General features: G+C 72.5%; 20 protein-coding genes and 1 riboswitch. Of the genes, 9 read left to right on the plus strand and 11 right to left on the minus strand.

Annotated elements, in window-relative coordinates; all coding sequences use genetic code 11:
- The first annotated feature begins 14 nt into the window (after positions 1-14).
- On the plus strand, positions 15-1,511 hold the full coding sequence (locus OHT61_RS08670) for a phytoene desaturase family protein (protein ID WP_329036535.1): 1,497 nt from the start codon (positions 15-17) through the stop codon (positions 1,509-1,511).
- 64 nt (positions 1,512-1,575) lie between these two features.
- On the opposite strand, the gene OHT61_RS08675 is transcribed toward OHT61_RS08670, so the two are convergent.
- The 6 genes from OHT61_RS08675 to OHT61_RS08700 all read right to left on the minus strand — a co-directional run bounded on the left by OHT61_RS08675 (position 1,576) and on the right by OHT61_RS08700 (position 6,555).
- Positions 1,576-2,577: a hypothetical protein gene (locus tag OHT61_RS08675; protein ID WP_329036537.1), complete on the minus strand. Its 1,002-nt coding sequence runs from the start codon at positions 2,575-2,577 to the stop codon at positions 1,576-1,578.
- A 50-nt stretch (positions 2,578-2,627) separates the two neighbouring features.
- Positions 2,628-3,545 carry a methylenetetrahydrofolate reductase [NAD(P)H] gene (gene metF / locus OHT61_RS08680; protein WP_329036539.1) on the minus strand — a complete coding sequence of 306 codons (918 nt, stop codon included), beginning with the start codon at positions 3,543-3,545 and terminating at the stop codon, positions 2,628-2,630.
- 203 nt (positions 3,546-3,748) lie between these two features.
- On the minus strand, positions 3,749-4,399 hold the full coding sequence (thiE, locus tag OHT61_RS08685; protein WP_329036541.1) for a thiamine phosphate synthase: 651 nt from the start codon (positions 4,397-4,399) through the stop codon (positions 3,749-3,751).
- Positions 4,400-4,518: 119 nt separating this feature from the next.
- Positions 4,519-4,884 carry an Rv2175c family DNA-binding protein gene (locus OHT61_RS08690; protein WP_329036543.1) on the minus strand — a complete coding sequence of 122 codons (366 nt, stop codon included), beginning with the start codon at positions 4,882-4,884 and terminating at the stop codon, positions 4,519-4,521.
- A 59-nt stretch (positions 4,885-4,943) separates the two neighbouring features.
- Positions 4,944-6,116: an NAD(P)/FAD-dependent oxidoreductase gene (locus tag OHT61_RS08695; protein ID WP_329043157.1), complete on the minus strand. Its 1,173-nt coding sequence runs from the start codon at positions 6,114-6,116 to the stop codon at positions 4,944-4,946.
- Positions 6,117-6,213: 97 nt separating this feature from the next.
- The gene (locus OHT61_RS08700; RefSeq protein WP_329036546.1) at positions 6,214-6,555 is read right to left on the minus strand and encodes a hypothetical protein; all 342 of its coding nucleotides are present in this window, start codon (positions 6,553-6,555) and stop codon (positions 6,214-6,216) included.
- A 51-nt stretch (positions 6,556-6,606) separates the two neighbouring features.
- A riboswitch (TPP riboswitch) is annotated at positions 6,607-6,719 on the plus strand.
- Here OHT61_RS08700 and thiO point away from each other — a divergent pair.
- The 5 genes from thiO (at position 6,717) to OHT61_RS08725 (ending at position 11,906) form a co-directional block, all read left to right on the plus strand.
- Entirely contained in the window at positions 6,717-7,943 is a 1,227-nt protein-coding gene (gene thiO, locus OHT61_RS08705) for a glycine oxidase ThiO (RefSeq protein ID WP_329036548.1), read from the plus strand. Its footprint overlaps the riboswitch before it by 3 nt.
- Positions 7,940-8,176 carry a sulfur carrier protein ThiS gene (gene thiS, locus OHT61_RS08710; protein WP_329036549.1) on the plus strand — a complete coding sequence of 79 codons (237 nt, stop codon included), beginning with the start codon at positions 7,940-7,942 and terminating at the stop codon, positions 8,174-8,176. The genes thiO and thiS overlap by 4 nt, the downstream gene beginning before the upstream one ends.
- Before the next feature lie 2 nt (positions 8,177-8,178).
- Positions 8,179-8,973 (plus strand): thiazole synthase, encoded by a 795-nt coding sequence (locus OHT61_RS08715; RefSeq protein WP_329036550.1) that lies wholly within the window; start codon positions 8,179-8,181, stop codon positions 8,971-8,973.
- 127 nt (positions 8,974-9,100) lie between these two features.
- The gene (gene pknB / locus OHT61_RS08720) at positions 9,101-11,020 is read left to right on the plus strand and encodes a Stk1 family PASTA domain-containing Ser/Thr kinase (RefSeq protein ID WP_329036551.1); all 1,920 of its coding nucleotides are present in this window, start codon (positions 9,101-9,103) and stop codon (positions 11,018-11,020) included.
- A gap of 22 nt (positions 11,021-11,042) precedes the next feature.
- Positions 11,043-11,906 carry a deoxyribonuclease IV gene (locus tag OHT61_RS08725; protein ID WP_329036552.1) on the plus strand — a complete coding sequence of 288 codons (864 nt, stop codon included), beginning with the start codon at positions 11,043-11,045 and terminating at the stop codon, positions 11,904-11,906.
- 22 nt (positions 11,907-11,928) lie between these two features.
- Here the strand turns inward: OHT61_RS08725 and OHT61_RS08730 are convergent, their stop codons facing one another.
- Entirely contained in the window at positions 11,929-12,561 is a 633-nt protein-coding gene (locus OHT61_RS08730) for a sulfite oxidase-like oxidoreductase (protein ID WP_329036553.1), read from the minus strand.
- Positions 12,562-12,716: 155 nt separating this feature from the next.
- Here OHT61_RS08730 and bfr point away from each other — a divergent pair, with 155 nt between their 5' ends.
- Positions 12,717-13,196 (plus strand): bacterioferritin, encoded by a 480-nt coding sequence (gene bfr, locus OHT61_RS08735; protein ID WP_329036554.1) that lies wholly within the window; start codon positions 12,717-12,719, stop codon positions 13,194-13,196.
- 45 nt (positions 13,197-13,241) lie between these two features.
- Here the strand turns inward: bfr and OHT61_RS08740 are convergent, their stop codons facing one another.
- Entirely contained in the window at positions 13,242-13,511 is a 270-nt protein-coding gene (locus OHT61_RS08740; RefSeq protein WP_329036555.1) for a (2Fe-2S)-binding protein, read from the minus strand.
- A 161-nt stretch (positions 13,512-13,672) separates the two neighbouring features.
- Positions 13,673-15,019 (minus strand): class II 3-deoxy-7-phosphoheptulonate synthase, encoded by a 1,347-nt coding sequence (locus tag OHT61_RS08745; RefSeq protein ID WP_329036557.1) that lies wholly within the window; start codon positions 15,017-15,019, stop codon positions 13,673-13,675.
- Between the two features lie 104 nt (positions 15,020-15,123).
- Between OHT61_RS08745 and OHT61_RS32490 the strand changes: the two genes are divergently transcribed.
- A complete protein-coding gene (locus OHT61_RS32490; protein ID WP_124277238.1) occupies positions 15,124-15,180 on the plus strand; it encodes a trp operon leader peptide in 57 nt (18 codons plus the stop codon).
- A 96-nt stretch (positions 15,181-15,276) separates the two neighbouring features.
- Positions 15,277-17,184, plus strand: a complete 1,908-nt coding sequence (locus OHT61_RS08750; RefSeq protein ID WP_329036559.1) for an anthranilate synthase family protein — start codon at positions 15,277-15,279, stop codon at positions 17,182-17,184.
- A 39-nt stretch (positions 17,185-17,223) separates the two neighbouring features.
- Here OHT61_RS08750 and OHT61_RS08755 read toward each other — a convergent pair whose 3' ends face one another.
- Both OHT61_RS08755 and OHT61_RS08760 read right to left on the minus strand, forming a co-directional pair.
- Positions 17,224-18,219 (minus strand): 2-hydroxyacid dehydrogenase, encoded by a 996-nt coding sequence (locus OHT61_RS08755; RefSeq protein WP_329036561.1) that lies wholly within the window; start codon positions 18,217-18,219, stop codon positions 17,224-17,226.
- Between the two features lie 102 nt (positions 18,220-18,321).
- The gene (locus OHT61_RS08760; protein ID WP_329036563.1) at positions 18,322-19,359 is read right to left on the minus strand and encodes a 6-phosphofructokinase; all 1,038 of its coding nucleotides are present in this window, start codon (positions 19,357-19,359) and stop codon (positions 18,322-18,324) included.
- Between the last annotated feature and the right edge of the window lie 74 nt (positions 19,360-19,433).

A 19,433-nucleotide genomic window follows, 5' to 3' on the forward strand; every position in this document is an offset into this window, starting at 1 on the left:
CTAAAGTCATCGACATGGCACGAATTGCGGTGATCGGCGCCGGGACGGGCGCGATGACGGCGGCCGCCCGGCTCGCCGTGGCAGGCCACCGGGTGACGGTGTACGAGCGCTCCGGGACCTACGGCGGCTCGGTCGGCCGCCATGCCCGCGACGGCTTCGTCTTCGACACCGGACCCGGGCTCCTCCACCTCCCCGCCGTCTACCGCGACCTCTTCGTGAAGACGGGCAAGGAACCCCTGGAGCAGTGCGTCACGCTCCGCCAGGTCGACCCGGCGAGCCGTCACATCTTCGCGGACGGCACGTCGGTGTCGCTCCCCAACGCCTCCAGGGCCGGTGTCGTCGGGGCGCTCGACCGCGCGCTCGGCGAGGGGGCCGGTGCCCGCTGGGGTGACTTCCTGGACCGTGCGGGCACGGCATGGAACCGCTCGCGCCGGCCCTTGCTGGAGGAGCCGCTGCCCGAGGACCCCCGGGTGCTGGAGCGCGACCCCTATCCCTCGGTGCGCCGGCGCAGGATGCTCCGCCCGGCCCTGGAGGCGGCCACGGTGTCGGAGGTCGGTGAGTGGGAGCTGGGCGAGCCCCGGCTCGCGGCCCTGCTCGACGGGTACGCCCTGTCGTACGGCCTGGACCCGCGCCGGGCCCCGGCCGCGGCGGCCCTCCTGCCCTACATGGAGGAGACGTTCGGCAGTTGGTACGTCGCCGGGGGCATGCGGGCGCTGGCCGAAGCGGTGTACGAGCGGTGCCTGGCGCGGAGGGTGGAGTTCGTCTTCGGCGCCGAGGCGGTCCGGGTGACCGAGAAGGACGGCCGGGCCTCGGGCGTCGAACTGGCGGACGGTACGCGGGTGGAAGCCGACCACGTCGTCCTGGGTGCGTGGCCGGGCCGCGGTCTGCTCCCGGCGGGGGCCGGGGGGTGGGACACGGCACGGGAGCCGGCCGTGCCGGGCCGCTTCGTCGTGATGCTGTCACTGCGCGGAGCGCGCGAACCGGACGCCGTGCACCGGACCGTGGTGCACGGCGGGGACCCCGGTGCTGAGCGGGACGCCGTGTTCGGCGGGCGGACGGCCGAGCGGCCCACGGTGACGGTGCTGCGTCCCGACGACCCGGCCACCCGCCCGGACGAGGAGCACGAGGCGGTCACGCTGATGGTGACGGTGGCCCCGCACGGCCCGGTCGACTGGACGGACCCGGCGCTGCGCGAACGCTTCGCCCGGACGGTGACCGACCGGGCGGCCCTCGCCGTCCCGGGCCTGCGCGAGCGGATACTCGACACCGAGGTGCGCACCCCCGCCGAGACCGCGGCCGACACCGGCGCCGAGGGCGGCTCCGTACCGGCCCCGGCTCTGGCGGGGGCCGGGGGGGCGTACCTGCACGCCGGGAACCGCACCCCGCTGCCGGGTCTGTATCTGGCGGGCGGCTGGTCGCACCCGGGCGGAGGGCTGGCCCACGCCGGGATGTCGGGCACCCTGGTCGCCGGACTCGTGGTGGAGGGCGACGGCTTCCGCGGCTCCCGGTGAGGCGGTGCCCGGGAGTCCCCGAGGGCGGACGCCGGGCCCCGTCGGGGCGGCGTCCGCCGTGCGGTCAGTAGCGGTACTGCTCGTTCTGGCCGGTGTCGTAGCCGTTGCCGTAGCTCCCGGGCTGGACGGGTTCCTCCGGCGGCAGCGGCAGGTGCTGACCGCTCTCGCGCTGCTGCGGGACCCATACCCCGCCGGGCGGGGTGTCGGTGGAGTACTGGCCCGCGTACGGGTCGGCGGACTGGTGCGCGCCCCCCTGGGACGGGTCGTAGCCCTGCCCCTGGCCGCCGTACCCGGAGGTGTCGTAGCCGTTGTCGTACGCGGGGTACTGCCCGGTTCCGTCGGTGCCCGCCGCGGCGTACGGGTCGGCGTACGCGGGGTATCCCGTCGCGTCGGGTGCGTAGTCGTAGTGCCCCGTGTAGGTGCCCTGCGCCTGGAAGGTCTCCTGCGGCTGATAGGTGTGCTGGCCGGGATGGATGCCCTGGTCCTGGTAGGCGTCCTGGCCCGGGTAGCCGCCGCTGCCGTCGCCGTAGGAGCCCTGGGGCGCCTGCTGCTGCCCGTAGCCGTCGTAGGCGTCGTACCCGGCGTACTGCGGCTGCTGTTCGCCGCCGGCCGGGGCGGGGTCGGTGTAGACGCCGTACTGCCCGGTGTCGTCCGGCATCGGCTGCGGTTCGTAGACCGCTGCGGGCTGGTCGTGCTCCGGCGGCATGGACGGGGACGGGGCGGCCCCCTCGTACTCCAGGTCGGACACCTCGAGCACGGGCTGCTGGGGGGCGGACGCTCCGGCACCGCGCCGCCGGCGGCTCTCACCCGGACTGCCGCCGAGGGCCCAGCCGGTGGAGAAACCGCGTCTGAAGGAGAGCGTCACGTACGTCTGCCCCGTCGCGAAGGCGATCGCTCCGAGCGCGATCACCAGCACGGACGGGATCAGCACGCCGAGGACGACGCCGAGGAAGCCGCAGAAGGCCAGCAACCGCCAGCGGAGCCGCGCCTTGTACTGCAGCAGCACCTCGCCCAGCAGCCACAGCGCCACTATGCCGAATGCGATGTAGAGGACCGTCCAGCCCACGCCCGCCCCCTCCTACGGCCACCGCCCCGGTCGGTGGCGGGTACGGCCGGTCACGACTGCTTGTGCAGTCCGAGATTCTCGTAGATCTCAAGTGTCGCCGTCGAGTTGTTGAGCGTGATGAAGTGCAGCCCCGGGACACCCTCGGAGAGCAGTTTCGCGCAGAACTCCGTGGCGAACTCGATGCCAATGGAGCGTACAGCGGCCGGGTCGTCCTTCGCGGCGAGGATCCGCTCTTTCAGCGGGGCCGGCAGGGACGCGTTGCTGAGCTGGGCGAATCGTTCGAGCTGCCGGACGCTGGTGAGGGGCATCACCTCGGGGATGACCGGGGTGTCGCAACCCGCGGCGACCACCCGGTCACGCATCTGGAGATAGCTCTCCGGATGGAAGAACATCTGGGTGATCGCGTAGTCGGCACCGGCGCGGCACTTGTCCACGAAATGACCGATGTCGGTGTCCCAGTCGGCCGACCGCGGATGCATCTCGGGAAACGCGGCCACGCCGACGCAGAAGTCACCGGCCTCCTTGATGAGGCGGACCAGGTCGGCGGCGTACCGGACGCCCTGCGGATGTTCGACCCACTCACCCATGGGGTCGCCCGGCGGGTCACCGCGCACGGCGAGGATGTTCCTGATGCCGGCGTCGGCGTACTGCCCGACCATGTTGCGCAGTTCGGCGACGGAGTGGTCGACGGCGGTGAGGTGGGCGACCGGGGTGAGCGTGGAGTCCGCGGCGATCTGCTGGGTGGCCCGCACCGTCCCGGCGCGCGTCGACCCTCCGGCCCCGTACGTCACGGAGACGAAGCTCGGCCCCACGGCCTCGACGCGCCGCAGCGCGTTCCAGAGATTCCGCTCGCCCTTCTCGGTCTTGGGCGCCCAGAACTCGAACGAGTACGACGTCTCACCGGACGCGAGCAGCTCACGCACGGTGCGCGCGTGATCTGTCCTGGTGGAAGGTGTGCCAAGGGCCATACTGGGAGGTTAACCAGGGCCGGGCGCTCCCCCAACCGGACTGAGCGAATTGACCGGAATGAGGTGGCTGTTGTCCACCACTCGGACACCGCCCGCCGGAGACGACCCGGGGACGACCAGCACCGGACCGGCCCCGGCCGCCGGGGCGCCGTCCACGGCACGCCGGCGCGCCTCGCACCGAGGCACGGACCCGGCGCGCCCGCTCAGAGGGCGCGGGCCCGGACGCGCCGGGCCAGGGCCTCGGCGGCCGCCGCCGGATCCTCGGCCTCGGTGATCGCGCGTACGACGACGACGCGGCGGGCGCCCGCGTCCAGGACCTCGTCGAGGTTGCCCGCGTCGATCCCGCCGATGGCGAACCACGGCCGGGCCGTGCCGAGCGAGGCCGCGTAGCGCACCAGGCCGAGACCCGGGGCGTGGCGGCCGGGCTTGGTGGGGGTGGGCCAGCACGGCCCGGTGCAGAAGTAGTCGACGCCGGCCTCGGCGACGGCTGCGTCGACCTCGGACTCGGCGTGGGTGGAGCGGCCGATCACGGCGTCGTCGCCGATCACGGCGCGGGCCGCGGGCACCGGGAGGTCGCCCTGCCCGAGGTGCAGCACGTCGGAGCCGATGGCGTGGGCGACGTCGGCGCGGTCGTTCACCGCGAGGAGCGCGCCGTGGCGCTTGCACGCGTCGGCGAACACCGCGAGGTGTTCGAGCTCCTCGGCCGCCTCCATGCCCTTGTCGCGCAGCTGGACGACGTCGACACCGGAGGCCAGCACCGCGTCGAGGAATTCGGGCAGGTCGCCCTGTCGCTTGCGGGCGTCCGTGCACAGGTAGAGACGGGCGTCCGAGAGCCTGTCGCGGAGCGTGGACATGATGAGTTCCCCCCGGGTGGTGCGTCGATGGATCACGGGTGAGCCGGCGGACCGCCGCACGGGAGGCCCGGGTGCGGGCCGCGTGTGCCACGGTCCGCACCCGGCTCACGGTCGTCCGGTCAGACGGCGAGCGCCTGGGCCCGGCGCTTCACCTCCGTACCGCGATTCTCGCTCAGGGCCTGCGCGGGAGTCCCGGGCAGGGTCGGGTCGGGGGTGAAGAGCCAGTCCAGCATCTCTTCGTCGTTGTAGCCGTCGTCCCTCAGGAGCGTCAGGGTCCCCGCGAGGCCCTTGACCACCTTGTCGCCGTCGATGAAGGCGGCAGGCACCTGGAGCGCCCGGTTCTCACCACGGCGTACGGCGATGAGCTGGCCCTCCTTGACCAGCTGCCGTACCCGCGTCACCTGCACATCGAGCATTTCCGCGATGTCAGGAAGGTGGAGCCAGGCGGGGACGAGTGCATCGATCTTTGCGTCAATCTCGGTCACAAGGACAAGCGTGCCATCCCGGACCGACAGTCGGTACCCGGGCCGACCGTACGGGGCCGTCAGTGCTCCGGGAGGACCGTCGATTTCAGCGGTACGGAGGAGTCGGCCGCGCGGGCCGGATCGATCCGGGCCCCCGCTTCGACCAGTCTGCGGCCCTGGGCCAGGTCGCGCGGCCGGTCGACGGCCAGCACGGCGACCAGGACCCCGTCCCGCAACCAGCAGACCGTCCAGGAGCGCTGTGCGGGGTCTCCGCGCCACAGCAGCGTCTCGGCGCGGGTGTGGTGGCCGGCGTACTGCACGAAGCGCCCGAACTGCTCGGACCAGAAGTAGGGCACGGGGTCGTACGCCTCGCTCACCCCGCCGGCGAGGGCCGCGGCGACGGTCCGGGGGCCCTGGAGGGCGTTGTCCCAGTGGTGGACCAGCAGGCGTTCGCCGTAGCGGGCGGAGGGGAAGGACGCGCAGTCGCCCACCGCGTACACGTCGGGCAGCGAGGTGCGCAGGGCGCTGTCGGTCGTGACCGAGCCGTCCGGGCCGAGCGCGATGCCCGAACCGGCGAGCCACGCGGTCGCCGGCCGGGCCCCGATCCCGACGACCACGGCCCCGGCGGGGACCGTCCGGCCGTCCGTGAGGCGGACGGTGCCCGGTTCGACGTGGGCGACCCGGGCTCCCGTGAGGAGCCGGGCTCCGCTCTCGGCGTACCAGGCGGCCATGGGGGCCGCCACTTCGGCGGGCATCGTGCCGGCCAGGGGCCGGTCGGCGGCCTCGACGACGGTCACCTCGCAGCCGGCGGCGCGGGCCGCGGTGGTGAACTCGGCCCCGATCCAGCCCGCTCCGACGACGACCACGTCGTGCTGCCGCTCCAGGACGGGCCTCAGCCGTGCGGCGTCGTCGAGGGTGCGCAGCAGATGGACGCCGGGTACGCCCTCGGAGCCGGGCAGCACGACGGGTTCCGCGCCGGTGGCGACGACCAGTACGTCGTAGCCGACGGGTCCCTCCGCGGTGTCCAGTTCGTGGGCCCCCGCGCGCAGACCGGTCACGTCGAGCCCGAGGCGCAGGGTGATGTCCAGCTCCTCGAAGTCGACGTCGAAGGCGGAGTCCTCGGCCTTGCCGAGCAGGACCGCCTTGGACAGCGGCGGCCGGTCGTACGGCTGGTGCGGTTCGGCCCCGACCAGGGTGACCGGGCCGGCGTAGCCCTGTTCGCGCAGGGCCACGGCGGTCTGTACGCCTGCCATGCCCGCGCCCACGACCACGACCCCGTGCGGCCGGGGTCCTCCTGCCGGTTCCTGCGTCAGATCGCTCACGTGTCCACCCTAATCACGTGACGTGACGTCAGCTCAAGGCCTCTTCCACCACGCTCGTCCCGCTGCCCTCACGCGACTCCCACTCCCACTCCTCGTCCAGCCGGACGCGGCCGTCGGGCAGGTCCGTGACCGTCGAGACGCAGTGGCCGGAGGCGGTCGCGCCGTCCCGCGTCAACTGGACGTAGCGGAAGTCCAGGACGTCGGCCTCGCGGGTGCCGACGAGGTGGCCGTGGACGATGCCGCCGCCCGCGTAGTCGGCCCAGATCCGGCCGTCCAGCTCACGGTAGGCGAAGCGGGTTCCGGTACCGACCTGGCCGGGAGCCTGGTCGGCGACGGGTGACAGGACGAGTCCGTCGAGTGAACGGGCCACGGGCGGTGCTCCCTTACTGCGCGGAGGGGGCGGGGTCTAGGCTGGCCACCGTAAGACACTCGCGGGAGTCCGGGCGCACCGGGCTGAGAGGGAGGCTGACCGGCCTCCGACCGTACGAACCTGATCCGGGTCATGCCGGCGAAGGGAGGGGCTGGACGCCCATGCGCATCTCCGCAGACGGTTCCGACGTCCTGGTCGTCGGAGGCGGCGTCATCGGTCTGGTGACCGCCTGGCGGGCCGCCCAGCGCGGTCTGGGCGTCACGCTCGTGGACCCCGAACCGGGTGGCGGTGCGGCCCGGGTCGCGGCCGGGATGCTGGCGGCCGTCACCGAACTGCACTACGGCGAGCAGATGCTGCTCGGCCTCAACCTGGCCTCCGCGGCGCGTTATCCGGAGTTCGTGGCCGAGCTGGAGGAGGCGAGCGGCCGGAGGACCGGCTTCCGCGCCTGCGGCACCCTGTCCGTCGCGCTGGACTCCGACGACCGGGCCCACCTGCGGGACCTGCACGCGCTGCAGCAGCGCTCGGGTCTGGATTCCGAGTGGCTCAGCGGACGCGAGTGCCGGCGGCTGGAGCCGATGCTCGCCCCGGGTGTGCGGGGCGGGCTGCGGGTCGACGGCGATCATCAGGTGGATCCGAGGCGCCTCGCGTCCGCCCTGGTCACGGCGTGCGAGCGGGCTGGGGTGTCCTTCCGGCGCTCCTGGGCCGAGCGGCTGCGCGTCACGCACGGCCGCGCCACGGGGGTGGCGCTCCGGGACGGGTCGGAGCTGCCGGCTGATCAGGTGGTCCTGGCCGGGGGAAGCCTCAGCGGCCGCCTCGCCGGGATACCCGAGGCGGTCCTGCCGCCCGTGCGCCCGGTCAAGGGGCAGGTGCTGCGGCTGACCGTCCCGGCCGCGTACGCCCCCTTCCTCAGCAGGACCGTCCGTGCCGTCGTGCGCGGCAGCCACGTCTATCTCGTCCCGCGCGCCGACGGCGAGCTGGTGGTCGGGGCGACCACCGAGGAGCTGGGCTGGGACACCACCGTCACCGCCGGCGGGGTCTACGAACTCCTGCGCGACGCCCACGAGCTGGTCCCCGGCATCACCGAACTTCCGCTGACCGAGACGCGTGCGGGTCTGCGGCCGGCCTCGCCGGACAACGCCCCGCTGCTCGGCCCGACCGCCCTGCCCGGCCTGCAGCTCGCGACCGGACACCACCGCAACGGGGTGCTGCTGACCCCCGTCACGGGCGAGGTGATGGCCCACGCACTGACGACCGGCGAGCTGCCCGAGGTGGCCCGCCCCTTCGCACCGTCCCGCTTCACCCCGGCTCCCCGTCCCCTCCCGCCGACGGCTGCGGAGGCCTCCCCCCGTCCAGGCACCACCCCCGTGCAGCAGGAGCAGTCCCTATGACACAGTCCGTGCCCGCCGGCGTCCCCGTGTCCGTTTCCGTGTCCGTGAACGGGGAGGACCGCGCGCTTCCCGCCGGCACCGCCCTGGACACCCTCGTCGCCGAGCTCACCGCGGCCCCCTCGGGAGTGGCCGCCGCCGTCAACGAGGCCGTCGTCCCGCGCGGCCAGTGGTCCGCCACCGCGCTCGCCGACGGCGACCGCGTCGAGATCCTCACCGCGGTCCAGGGAGGCTGACCATGTCCGACGACCTCTTCACCCTCGGCTCGGCCTCCTTCACCTCACGGCTGATCATGGGGACGGGCGGGGCGCCCAGCCTCGACGTGCTGGAGCGCTCACTGACCGCCTCCGGCACCGAGCTCACCACCGTGGCGATGCGACGGCTCGACCCGACCGTGCGGGGTTCGGTGCTCTCGGTCCTGGAGCGTCTCGCCGTGCGGGTCCTGCCGAACACCGCCGGCTGCTTCACCGCCGGCGAGGCCGTCCTGACCGCGCGGCTGGCCCGGGAGGCGCTCGGCACCGACTGGATCAAGCTGGAGGTCGTGGCGGACGAGCGCACGCTGCTGCCCGACCCGGTGGAGCTGCTGGACGCCGCCGAGACCCTGGTCGACGACGGCTTCACGGTCCTGCCCTACACGAACGACGACCCGGTGCTGGCCCGCCGGCTGGAGGACGTGGGGTGTGCGGCGGTCATGCCGCTCGGCTCCCCGATCGGCTCCGGCCTCGGCATCCGCAACCCGCACAACTTCCAGCTGATCGTCGAGCGGGCCGGGGTGCCGGTGATCCTGGACGCCGGGGCCGGGACCGCCTCGGACGCGGCGCTGGCGATGGAGCTGGGCTGCTCCGCCGTGATGCTCGCCTCGGCGGTGACCCGGGCGCAGGAGCCGGAGCTGATGGCCGCCGCGATGCGGCACGCGGTGGAGGGCGGTCGCCTGGCGTACCGGGCGGGTCGCATCCCCCGCCGCCATTTCGCCGAGGCTTCGTCACCCGCGGAGGGCAGGGCGGCGCTGGATCCGGAGCGCCCCGCCTTCTGACCGGGGGCACCGGCGGCGGCCTCCTGGTCACAGCACGTGCATGCGCCTGTCACGGCTCGGCACCGGAACGGCCCCGGGGGTCCCCGGGGCCGCCCGTCGTGTCCGTCGCAGCTCGTAGACTCGCTCCGTGGACACGACCCTCCAGGACCCTCTCGTCGGGCAGCTGCTCGACGGCCGCTACCGCATCGACGCGCGTATCGCCGTCGGCGGCATGGCCACGGTCTACCGGGCCGTGGACACCCGGCTCGACCGCGTGCTCGCGCTCAAGGTGATGCATCCGGCGCTGGCGACGGACGTCGCCTTCGTCGAGCGCTTCATCCGCGAGGCGAAGTCCGTCGCCCTGCTCGCGCACCCCAACGTCGTGGCCGTCTTCGACCAGGGCGCCCAGGGCGCGTACGTCTACCTGGCCATGGAGTACGTCGCCGGGTGCACCCTGCGCGACGTGCTGCGCGAGCGCGGCGCCCTGCAGCCCCGGGCCGCACTGGACATCCTGGAGCCGGTCCTGGCCGCGCTCGGCGCCGCGCACCGCGCGGGCTTCGTGCACCGGGACATGAAGCCGGAGAACGTCCTGATAGGCGACGACGGCCGGGTCAAGGTGGCGGACTTCGGGCTCGTCCGCGCGGTCGGCACCGCCACGGACACCACCGGCTCGCTGCTGGGCACGGTCTCCTACCTCGCCCCCGAGCAGATCGAGCAGGGCACCGCCGACACCCGTTCCGACGTGTACGCCTGCGGTGTGGTGCTCTACGAGATGCTGACCGGCGGCAAGCCCCACGCCGGGGACACCGCGGCCCAGGTCATCTACCAGCACCTCAACCAGGACGTCCCGGCCCCGTCCGCCGTCGTCCCCGGCCTCGCCGCCGGACTGGACCGGCTGGTCGCGGCGGCCACCGCCCGCAGCCCCGAGCTGCGCCCCCACGACGCCGTGGCGATGCTCGCGGAGTCCCGGGCGGAGCGGAGCGCGCTGACCGAGGAGCAGCTGGACGCCGTACCGCCGCAGGCCCTCGCGGAGGGCCGTGACGGCGCCGAGGACCGTACGAGCGTGATCCCGCGGGTGATCCCCGCGGACCAGGGCACCGCGCACCACACCAGCCGGCTGGAGATGCCGCCCCCGCTGCCCCCGGAGCGGACGGGCCGGCGCTCCCGCCTCGCCGGGCGCGGACGGCGCGGCGCGGTGGCCGTGCTCGTCGCCGTGCTGGTGTTCCTGGGGGCCGGTGCCGGTGTCTGGTACATCAACTCGGGGCAGTTCACCCGGGTCCCCTCCCTCCTGGGGCAGACCCAGAGCGCGGCGGAGCGGCGGCTCTCGGACGAGGGCCTCGACGTGAAGGGTGTCGAGCGCGCCTACAGCGACACGGTGGAGCGCGGGACGGTGATCAGCAGCGATCCCGGCTCGGGCGAGCGCATCCGGGGCAACGACGCGGTGCGGCTGGTGATCTCGCGCGGCCCGGAGATCGTGAAGGTTCCGGACGTCGGGGGCATGACGCTCGCCGACGCCCGGCGGGAGCTGAAGAAGTCGGGGCTCGCGCCCGGCATGGTGACCCGGGAGTTCAGCGCGGAGACCGGCCGGGGCGAGGTGGTCCGCACGGACCCGGAGACCGGTGCCGAGCGCCATCCCGACTCGGCGGTCGCCCTGGTCGTGAGCAAGGGGAGCCCGGTCGACGTACCCGGTGTGACGGGTATGGGCGTCGACGAGGCGAGGGCCGCGCTGGAGGAGGCGGGGCTGAAGGCCGAGGTGCTGCCCGTGCGGGTCCACTCCCCCGAGGACGAGGGCGGGGTCGCCAGGCAGTCACCCGCGAGCGGCGCCGAGGCCGCCGAGGGCGACACCGTGGAGCTGACCGTCTCCAAGGGCCCGCGGATGATCGACGTCCCCGACGTCACGGGGAAGGACGTCGACGAGGCCAGGAGCACACTGGAGGAGGCGGGCTTCGAGGTGGAGGTGGACCGCCCCTTCCTGTCGTTCAGCGACAAGGTGGCCCGTCAGTCGACGGAGGGCGGGGACCAGGCGCCCGAGGGCTCCACCATCACCATCAGGACCAAGGGTCTGTAGAACCGCGAAGGACCGGCAGCACATGCGCAACCCGATAGGCGGCCACGTCCCCGTGGCCGGAGGACTGGCCAAGGCGGGGCTCGGCTACGCCCGCGAGCTGGCGGCCGAGACCGTGCAGGTCTTCGTCGCCAATCCGCGAGGCTGGGCGACGCCGCCCGGGAACCCCGCGCAGGACGACCTGTTCCGCGCGCAGTGCGAGGCGGAGTCGGTCCCCGCCTACGTCCACGCCCCGTACCTGATCAACTTCGGCTCCCACACCGAGGCCACCGTCGAACGGTCGGTCGTGTCCCTGCGGCACTCGCTGCGCCGGGCCCGGGACATCGGCGCACTGGGTGTGGTGGTGCACACCGGGTCCGCGACCGGTGGCCGCCCGCGCGCCGAGGCCCTGGCCCAGGTGCGTACGCACATGCTTCCGCTGCTGGACGAACTGACCCACGACGACGACCCGTTCCTGCTGCTGGAGTCGACGGCCGGCCAGGGTTTCTCGCTGTGCTCGCGCACGTGGGACTTCGGCCCGTACTTCGAGGCCCTGGACTCCCACCCGAAGCTCGGCGTCTGCCTGGACACCTGCCACATCTACGCGGCGGGACACGACCTGACCGGGCCGTCCGGCATGCGGCAGACCCTGGACCTGCTGGTGGACACGGTCGGCGAGGGGCGGCTGAAGCTGATCCACGCCAACGACTCCAAGGACGTGGTGGGCGCCCACAAGGACCGGCACGAGAACATCGGCTCCGGCCACATCGGCGCCGGGCCGTTCCGCGAGCTGTTCTCCCACCCGGCGACCGAGGGCGTTCCGCTGATCATCGAGACGCCGGGCGGCAAGGAGGGGCATGCCGCGGACGTCGCGCGGCTGAAGGAACTCCGGAGTTCCGCGGCGGCGTAGGCCCGCGGGGCCCGCCGGGGGCTCAGAGCTCGGGGCCGTCCCCGGGCTCCTCCTGGTAGGAGTAGCGCTGCTCGCTCCAGGGGTCGCCGATGTTGTGGTAGCCGCGCTCCTCCCAGAATCCCCGGCGGTCGGCCGTCATGTACTCGATGCCCCGGACCCATTTGGGGCCCTTCCAGGCGTACAGGTGCGGCACCACCAGCCGCAGCGGGAAACCGTGTTCGGCGGTGAGCAGTTCGCCGTCCTTGTGCGTGGCGAAGAGCGTCCCCTCCGACGTGAAGTCCGACAGCCGCAGATTCGAGCTGAATCCGTATTCGGCCCAGACCATCACATGCGAGACATGCGGGGCGGGCGGTGCGAGTCGTACGATCTCCTGCGCGAGGATTCCGCCCCATTCGGCTCCGAGCATGCTGAATTTCGTCACGCAGTGGAGGTCCGCCTCGACGGACGAGAATGGCAGAGCCGAGAATTCCCGGTGATTCCAGCAATGCTTGTCGCCGTCGGCCGTGGCCCCGAAGACCCGGAACTCCCAGCGGTCGGGCTTGAACTTCGGCACGGGCCCGTAATGGGTGACCGGCCAGCCGCGCTGCAGCCTCTGCCCCGGTGGAAGCCCGGCTTGCTCTGCTGTGCCGCGTTCCCGGCTTTCCGGCTGACCCATGCCTCCATGGTGACAGACAGGCAGGGGTGGTCATGACCAGGGGAGAGTTGATCACGGGCAACTCGCACTAAGCATGCACTTACTGGACGGCCGCATGGCGCGATGCGAGGATCGGCCGGACATGCCAGGTTCACCGGTTGGAAGGAGCCTCTGCGATGCAGGGCGACCCCGAGGTCCTCGAGTTCCTGAACGAACAGCTGACCGCCGAATTGACTGCCATCAATCAGTACTTCCTGCACGCGAAGATGCAGGAGAACTTCGGCTGGACGAAGCTCGCGAAGTACACGCGGTCGGAATCGTTCGACGAGATGAAGCACGCCGAGATCCTCACGGACCGGATCCTCTTCCTCGACGGCCTGCCCAACTATCAGCGGCTCTTCCACGTCAGGGTCGGCCAGACGGTCACCGAGATGTTCCAGGCCGACCGCCAGGTCGAGGTCGAGGCGATCGACCGGCTCCGGCGCGGCATCGAGATCATGCGGGCCAAGGGCGACATCACCTCGGCGAACATCTTCGAGTCCATCCTGGAGGACGAGGAGCACCACATCGACTACCTCGACACCCAGCTGGAACTGGTGGAGAAGCTCGGTGAGCCGCTCTACATCGCCCAGCTGATCGAGCAGCCGGAGAGCTGACCCGGACGCGGCCCGGGGGTGCACGGCCGCGCGGGGGCCGACAGGTCAGGCTGCGTCGGAGAGCGTGACGTCGGCCGTGGTGCCGAACACGACCGGTTCAGCGGTCGTGGCGCCCGCCGGTGCCGTGCGGCCTTCGGCGAGGTCGCGGCGGGGGCAGTCCCCGCGGCCCAGCAGCGCCTGGATCCTGCGGACGCAACCGCCGCAGTCCGTACCCGCCTTGCAGGCGGAAGCGATCTGGCGGGGGGTGCAGGCTCCGCCGTCCGCATGCTTCTTGACCTGCTCCTCGGTGATGCCGAAGCACGAGCAGACGTACATGCGGTTCACCTCCCGACGGGTCGTCGATCACTGCGCCGTCCCGATTCCCGGTGAGGCTAACCTAACCTTACCCGCCACCTCCCGCACGCAAAAGCCCGGGTACGACCGTGGGGCACGGATCACATCGATCCGTGCCCCACGGGTGTCACCGGGAGTGATCCCTACTGGTCGCGGTACATCTCGGCGACCAGGAAGGCCAGGTCCAGGGACTGGCTGCGGTTGAGGCGCGGGTCGCAGGCCGTCTCGTAGCGCTGGTGCAGGTCGTCCACGAAGATCTCGTGGCCGCCGCCCACGCACTCGGTGACGTCGTCACCGGTGAGCTCGACGTGGATGCCGCCGGGGTGCGTCCCCAGCTGCTTGTGCACCTCGAAGAAGCCCTTGACCTCGTCCAGGACGTCGTCGAAGCGGCGCGTCTTGTGGCCGGACGCGGCCTCGAAGGTGTTGCCGTGCATCGGGTCGGTCACCCAGGCGACGGTGGCGCCCGAGGCGGTGACCTTCTCGACCAGGTCGGGCAGTTTGTCGCGGACCTTGTCGGCGCCCATGCGGACGATGAAGGTCAGCCGGCCGGGCTCGCGCTCGGGGTCGAGGCGGTCGACGTAGGCGAGCGCCTCGTCGACCGTGGTCGTCGGGCCGAGCTTGATGCCGATGGGGTTGCGGACCTTCGAGGCGAACTCGATGTGCGCGCCGTCCATCTGGCGGGTGCGCTCACCGATCCAGACCATGTGGCCCGAGGTGTCGTAGAGCTGCCCGGTCCGCGAGTCGGTCCGGGTCAGCGACGACTCGTAGTCCAGCAGCAGGGCCTCGTGCGAGGCGTAGAACTCGACGGCCTTGAACTCGGCCGGGTCCGTGCCGCACGCCTTCATGAAGTTCAGCGCGTTGTCGATCTCGCGGGCCAGGGCCTCGTAACGCTGGCCCGACGGCGAGGACTTGACGAAGTCCTGGTTCCAGGCGTGCACCTGGCGCAGGTCGGCGTACCCGCCGGTGGTGAAGGCACGGACCAGGTTCAGGGTGGAAGCGGACGCGTGGTACATCTGCTTCAGCCGCTGGGGGTCCGGGATGCGGGCGGCCTCGGTGAACTCGAAGCCGTTGACGGAGTCGCCCCGGTAGGTCGGCAGCGTCACGCCGTCGCGGGTCTCGGTGGGCTTCGAGCGCGGCTTGGAGTACTGGCCGGCGATCCGGCCGATCTTCACGACCGGCACGGAGGCGGCGTAGGTGAGGACGGCGCTCATCTGGAGCAGCGTCTTCAGCTTGGCCCGGATGTCCTCGGCGCCGACGCCGTCGAAGGCCTCGGCGCAGTCACCGCCCTGCAGCAGGAACGCCTCGCCCTTGGCGACGGCTCCCAGGCGGGCACGCAGCTGGTCGCACTCGCCGGCGAAGACGAGCGGGGGATACGACTCGAGGTCGGCGATCACGTCGCGCAGAGCCTCGGCATCGGGGTACTCGGGCTGCTGCGCCGCGGGAAGGTCTCGCCAGGTGTGGCCACCGGCGACGGAGGTATTGGCGTTCACGGTCACCTTGACAACACTACGGGGTCGAGGAGGCGGTCCAGCCGACCCGCTCACCAAATGAGACGTGCGCTCGTCTGTACAGCGCATCCGATAAGGTTCGTGGCATGTTCGCGCAGACGACCCAGAACTGGTGGTGGACCGCTCATCCGGCGGCCCGCTGATCATCGCGCGTACTGACTTCGCGAAGGCCGCCCCGAGGGGCGGCCTTCTCTGCTCGCTGGAGCCGGGAGCCGTTCCTCCGTCCGGAAGGAACGCCCATGTCCCACCGCTCCCCCGACCTCCGTGACCTCCTGCGGGACGACTCCCCGCCGTTCGCGCTGCTGCGCAGGCGCACGCCCGGACGGGACCACGACACCGTGGAGATCCTGACCGGCGCGGTGCACGAGGTGGACCGTCTCGCCGACCTTCCGGTGGGTGAGCTGCCCTCACTCGCGCTGGTCCCCTTCCGCCAGATCGCCGAGCGCGGGTTCGGGGTCCGCGACGACGGCACCCCGCTGGCCGTGCTGGTCGCCGACGAGGTGCGCGAGCTGCCGCTGGCCGAGGTCCTCGCGCAGCTGCCCGGCCACGGCGTGCGGGTGGAGGCCGGCGGCTTCGACGTCCCCGACGACGCGTACGAGGACATCGTCCGGCGGGTCGTCGAGGACGAGATCGGGCAGGGCGAGGGGGCGAACTTCGTCATCCGGCGCACCTTCGGCGGCGAGATCCCCGGCTTCGGGCGCAGGGACGCCCTGGCGCTGTTCCGGCGGCTGTTGGAGGGCGAGCGCGGGGCGTACTGGACGTTCGTCGTGCACACGGGGAACACCGGGCGGCCGGGGCTGCGCGGCCGGACGCTGGTCGGCGCCAGCCCGGAGGTGCACGTGCGGATGTCCGGCGGGACGGTGGTGATGAACCCCATCAGCGGGACCTACCGCTACCCGGACGAGGGGCCGGCCGCCGAGAGCCTGCTCGCCTTCCTCGGCGACCGCAAGGAGACCGAGGAGCTGTCGATGGTGGTCGACGAGGAACTCAAGATGATGTGCACCGTCGGCGACATGGGCGGGGTGGTGGTCGGGCCGCGGCTCAAGGAGATGGCCCATCTCGCCCACACCGAGTACGAGCTGCGCGGGCGTTCCTCGCTGGACGTCCGCGAGGTCCTGAAGGAGACCATGTTCGCGGCGACGGTCACAGGGTCGCCCGTCCAGAACGCCTGCCGAGTCATCGAGCGGTACGAGCCCGGGGGCCGCGGGTACTACGCGGGCGCCCTGGCCCTGCTGAGCCGGGAGCCGGGAGGCGCGCAGACCCTCGACTCGCCGATCCTGATCCGCACGGCCGACGTCTCGGAGACCGGCCGGCTGAGCGTGCCGGTGGGCGCGACCCTCGTCCGCCACTCCGATCCGGCGGCGGAGGTCGCCGAGACCCGTGCGAAGGCGGCGGGGGTGCTCGCGGCCCTGGGGGCCGGGCCCGCCCGGCCCGGGGCGGAGGCGGACCGGCCGCGGCTGGCCTCCGACCCCCGGGTCCAGGCCGCGCTGGACGGGCGGCGCGGCGCTCTCGCCCCGTTCTGGCTCCGGATGCAGGAGCGCACGTCCGAGCTGTCCGGCCATGCCCTGGTGGTGGACGGCGAGGACACCTTCACGGCGATGCTCGCCCACCTGCTGCGGTCGTCGGGCCTCACGGTGTCCGTGCACCGCTTCGACGAGCCCGGGCTGCGGGAGGCCGTGCGGGCGCACGAGGGACCGGTCGTGCTGGGGCCCGGCCCGGGCGACCCCGGGGACACGGCCGGCCCGAAGATGCGGCTGCTGCGGGAGCTGGCCGCCGGCCTGGTGCGGGACCATCGGCACGGGCTGCTGGGTGTCTGCCTCGGGCACGAGCTGATCGCGGCGGAGCTCGGCCTGGAGATCGTGCGCAAGAACGTGCCCCACCAGGGGGCGCAGACCAGGATCGAACTCTTCGGCAGGCCCGAGACCGTCGGCTTCTACAACAGCTTCACCGCGCGCTGCGACGAAGCCGCGGCGGCGGAGCTGGGCGCCCACGGCATCGAGGTGAGCCGGGACCCGGCCACCGGTGAGCTGCACGCGCTGCGGGGCAGGGGCTTCGCGTCGGTGCAGTTCCACCCGGAGTCGGTGCTCACCCTGCGCGGCGCGACGATCGTGACCGAGCTGCTGGCGGCGCTGCCGGTGCCCGGCTGAGGGAGCGGGCCGTGCCGGGACGAGGAGTCCGGGCACGGCCTACCTCGTGGGCACCAGGAAGTTCTCGCTGCCGCGGCCGGCGAGGTAGTCGGCGACGTTGCGCACGGTGGCCTCGATGATCTGGCCCACGGCGTCGCTCGTGTAGTAGGCCTGGTGCGAGGTCACGATGACGTTCGGGAAGGTGACGAGCCTGGCCAGGGTGTCGTCGTCGACGCCTTCCAGGGACTTGTCGACGTAGAAGAGCCCCGCCTCGGCCTCGTACACGTCGAGTCCCACGCCGGTGAAGCGGCCCGCCCGCAGCTCGGTGACGAGGGCGCGGGTGTCGACCAGGCCTCCGCGGCTGGAGTTGACCAGGATCGCGTCGTCCTTCATGGCCGCCAGGGCCGGGGCGCCGATGAGGTGGTGCGTCGCGGGGAGCAGCGGCACGTGGAGGCTGATCAGGTCGGCCTCGGCGAGCAGCCGCTCCTTGTCGACGTACGTCATGCCGAGGGCGGTGCAGGCGGGGTTCTCCTCGACGTCCCAGCCCAGCAGGTTCATGCCGAACCCGTGGGCGATCCGGGTGAACGCCTCCCCGATCTTCCCGGTCCCGACGACGCCGGCGGTACGTCCGTGCATGTCCCGGCCGAGGAGTCCGTCGAGCCTGAAGTCGAAGTCCCGGGTGCGGCCGACCGCGCGGACGATGCGGCGGTTGACGGCCATGGCCAGCGTCCACGCGAACTCGGCGACCGAGTGGGGTGAGTAGTGGGAGACGCGGGCCACCCGCAGGGAGAGCCGCTCGGCGACCTCCAGGTCGATGTTGTTGAAGCCGGTGGACCGCTGGGCGATCATCCGCGTTCCTCCGGCCGCCAGCGTCCGCAGGACACCACTGCTGAGGTCGGCGTTGACGCTCGTGGAGACGACCTCGTAGCCGGCCGCGATCGGGGCGGTGTCCTCGGTGAGGAAGACGTCGAGGCAGCGGACGTCGTGCTGCCCGGCGAAGGCCGCCTCGATGAGCGGCTTCTCGTCGGACTGGACACCGAAGGCCAGGATCTCCACGACGTCTCCCGGGTGGGCTGGGGCCAGGTCTCCGCGAATATACGGCGCCCCGCCCCGGCACGCCGCCGGAGCGGAGGGCAGGGCGCGGGCGGCTCGCGCCCCTCAGCCGAAGAAGACCCCCGCCTCCGCGTAGAGGGCGGGGTCGACCGTCTTGAGCCGGGCCGTGGCGTCCGCGATCGGCACCCGCACGATGTCCGTGCCCCGCAGGGCGACCATGACGCCGAACGCTCCGTCGTGCACCGCGTCGACGGCGTGGAGACCGAAGCGCGTGGCGAGCCAGCGGTCGAAGGAGCTCGGGGTGCCGCCGCGCTGCACGTGGCCGAGGACGGTGGTCCTCGCTTCCTTGCCGGTGCGGCGCTCGATCTCCTTGGCGAGCCACTCGCCGACGCCGGAGAGCCGTACGTGCCCGAAGGAGTCGTGGGTGTCGTCCTTGAGGATCATCCGCCCGTGTGCGGGCGCCGCGCCCTCGGCGACGACCACGATCGGCGCGTAGCTGGCCCTGAAGCGCGAGTCGACCCAGGCGCAGACCTGCTCGATGTCGAAGCGCTGCTCGGGGATGAGGATGACGTTGGCCCCGCCGGCCAGCCCGGAGTGCAGCGCGATCCAGCCGGCGTGCCGGCCCATCACCTCGACGACGAGGACGCGCATGTGGGACTCGGCCGTGGTGTGGAGGCGGTCGATGGCCTCGGTGGCGATGCCGACGGCGGTGTCGAAGCCGAAGGTGTAGTCGGTGGCCGAGAGGTCGTTGTCGATGGTCTTGGGTACGCCGACGCGCTTGACGCCGTACTCGTCGGACAGCCTCGCCGCCACCCCCAGGGTGTCCTCGCCGCCGATGACGATCAGCGAGTCGACCTCGTGCTTGTCGAGGTTCTCCTTGATCCGGCGCACCCCCTGCCCGGCGTGCTCGGCGTCGAACGGGTTCGTCCGCGAGGAGCCGATGATGGTGCCGCCCCGCGGCAGGATGCCCCGCACCGCGGGTACGGACAGCGGGACGGTCCTGTCCTCCAGCGGTCCGCGCCAGCCGTCCCGGAAGCCGGTGAAGTCGTAGGCGTACTCCTGCACGCCCTTGCGGACGATGGCGCGGATGACCGCGTTGAGGCCGGGGCAGTCGCCGCCCCCGGTCAGTACTCCGACCCGCATGGCAGCGTCCCTTCGCCGAAGTGAGCCCGACACGGGGCCCGTCACGGACCACGCTAAGGGTGACCCAGGTCACT

Origin of the sequence: Streptomyces sp. NBC_00178, assembly GCF_036206005.1 — a bacterium.
GTDB lineage: Bacteria > Actinomycetota > Actinomycetes > Streptomycetales > Streptomycetaceae > Streptomyces.

Excerpts from the sequence above, each read along its gene's own strand:
- OHT61_RS08670 (WP_329036535.1), top strand. The coding sequence starts at position 15 with ATGGCACGAATTGCGGTGATCGGCGCCGGGACGGGCGCGATGACGGCG.
- OHT61_RS08740 (WP_329036555.1), bottom strand. The coding sequence starts at position 13,511 with ATGTACGTCTGCTCGTGCTTCGGCATCACCGAGGAGCAGGTCAAGAAG.
- OHT61_RS08715 (WP_329036550.1), top strand. The coding sequence starts at position 8,179 with ATGTCCGACGACCTCTTCACCCTCGGCTCGGCCTCCTTCACCTCACGG.
- OHT61_RS08725 (WP_329036552.1), top strand. The coding sequence starts at position 11,043 with ATGCGCAACCCGATAGGCGGCCACGTCCCCGTGGCCGGAGGACTGGCC.
- thiO (WP_329036548.1), top strand. The coding sequence starts at position 6,717 with ATGCGCATCTCCGCAGACGGTTCCGACGTCCTGGTCGTCGGAGGCGGC.
- metF (WP_329036539.1), bottom strand. The coding sequence starts at position 3,545 with ATGGCCCTTGGCACACCTTCCACCAGGACAGATCACGCGCGCACCGTG.
- OHT61_RS08750 (WP_329036559.1), top strand. The coding sequence starts at position 15,277 with ATGTCCCACCGCTCCCCCGACCTCCGTGACCTCCTGCGGGACGACTCC.
- bfr (WP_329036554.1), top strand. The coding sequence starts at position 12,717 with ATGCAGGGCGACCCCGAGGTCCTCGAGTTCCTGAACGAACAGCTGACC.
- OHT61_RS08695 (WP_329043157.1), bottom strand. The coding sequence starts at position 6,116 with ATGGCAGGCGTACAGACCGCCGTGGCCCTGCGCGAACAGGGCTACGCC.
- OHT61_RS08760 (WP_329036563.1), bottom strand. The coding sequence starts at position 19,359 with ATGCGGGTCGGAGTACTGACCGGGGGCGGCGACTGCCCCGGCCTCAAC.
- thiS (WP_329036549.1), top strand. The coding sequence starts at position 7,940 with ATGACACAGTCCGTGCCCGCCGGCGTCCCCGTGTCCGTTTCCGTGTCC.
- thiE (WP_329036541.1), bottom strand. The coding sequence starts at position 4,399 with ATGTCCACGCTCCGCGACAGGCTCTCGGACGCCCGTCTCTACCTGTGC.
- OHT61_RS08730 (WP_329036553.1), bottom strand. The coding sequence starts at position 12,561 with ATGGGTCAGCCGGAAAGCCGGGAACGCGGCACAGCAGAGCAAGCCGGG.